This is a genomic window from Methanocrinis sp., assembly GCF_049974945.1.
In the GTDB taxonomy this organism is placed as follows: domain Archaea; phylum Halobacteriota; class Methanosarcinia; order Methanotrichales; family Methanotrichaceae; genus Methanocrinis.
This window is the reverse complement of the sequence record NZ_JBNGCU010000193.1, coordinates 1-1,127: the sequence shown is the minus strand read 5'-3', so window position 1 is coordinate 1,127 and position 1,127 is coordinate 1. Positions and strand designations below refer to the sequence as shown.

Sequence of the window (1,127 nt, the reverse complement as noted above, 5' to 3'; positions counted from 1 at the left end):
CTCGTTCGGGTGGTCGAGGCCGGGAAGGATCAGAGAGTCGAGGGGAACGCCCTCGGCGACCCGCCTCATCCAGGCGCCGTATACGTCGACGAAGCCCACCCCCATCTCCTCGGCGACGTCTTCGAGGGACTGGTAGTAGCTGAGGACGATCCGGTCGAACCGGGGCGTTGTCAGTGGCTCGGAGCTGAGGAGCAAGATCTCGCTCTTCGATCCCTCCAGAATCTTCTCTGTGATCTCGATCAGGTTGCTCTTGAACTCGCCGAGCCGGATCCCCATATACATGTCGTTAATCCCGAAGTTGACCGTGACCAGGTCGGGAGCGTGGGCGATCACCGACCAGTCGAGCCTGGCCAGGCCGTCGAAGCTGGTGGCGCCGCAGACCCCCTCGTTATTGAGGCTGATCTCGGCTCGAGGGTACTTTTTCCTGAGCATTTCAAGCCAGAAGTGGTCGAAGCCCCTTCGAACCGCAAAGCCCGCGGTGATGGAGTCGCCGAAGCTGACGATCTTCACCGGCTCCCCCGCCTCCAGGAGGGAGACGGTACGCCTGGTGAACGCGCTGCCCTCTTCGCCTTCTTCGCTCATTTTGATCCGGGGCCCGAATGGTGCGGCGGGGTGAACTTGTACCTGCTGTCGACGTAAGTCGTCTTCTGAAGCTCCTTGACTATGTGGTGGGCCTCGACCCTGTACTTAATGATCGTCTTCTTCCTCACCTGCTCCCTGTGAATGAGGCCCTTCTCCTCCAAGGACTTGAGCACCCCCAGGATCTGCTCCTCGGATAGACCGTCCTTCTCAGCGTACTTGATCACCTTCGACTCAGTGCTGCTCGAGTAGGGATCCTCGGGGGTCCCAAGGCTCCACATGTCTATAATCCGTCCGAAGACCTTCTTCTCGTCGGCGAGAAGGTCCTTCTCTGTAAGATCAGCGAAACTCATAGAACTAAACCTCCAACAAAACGAAGAACGAGACGGTCAATACGCCTCGACAGATCACCGTCACATCACCTCGTCAGATCCTCCGGGAGCTCTCCGGCCAGGATCTCTATTCTCTGCTCCGCCCCGTCCAGGAGGGAGTTGCATCTTCGCACCAGAGAGACGCCCCTCTCGAAGGCCTTCAGGCTCTCCTCCAGG

3 protein-coding genes are annotated in these 1,127 nt (G+C 59.2%); all 3 read right to left on the bottom strand.

The genetic code is table 11. The features are described 5' to 3' along the window. A partial coding sequence (locus ACP5EL_RS10480; RefSeq protein ID WP_428402454.1) for an SGNH/GDSL hydrolase family protein occupies window positions 1-582 on the bottom strand: 582 nt, incomplete at its 3' end. Beyond that, complete coding sequence (locus ACP5EL_RS10475) at window positions 579-932, bottom strand: hypothetical protein (protein ID WP_428402453.1); 354 nt, start codon at window positions 930-932, stop codon at window positions 579-581. The genes ACP5EL_RS10475 and ACP5EL_RS10480, both read right to left, overlap by 4 nt. A 65-nt stretch (window positions 933-997) precedes the next feature. Continuing rightward, window positions 998-1,127: exodeoxyribonuclease VII small subunit (gene xseB, locus ACP5EL_RS10470; protein ID WP_428402455.1), on the bottom strand; the 130-nt coding region annotated here is incomplete at its 5' end.

Coding starts and splice junctions, on each gene's coding strand:
- ACP5EL_RS10475 (WP_428402453.1), bottom strand. CDS start 932: ATGAGTTTCGCTGATCTTACAGAGAAGGACCTTCTCGCCGACGAGAAG.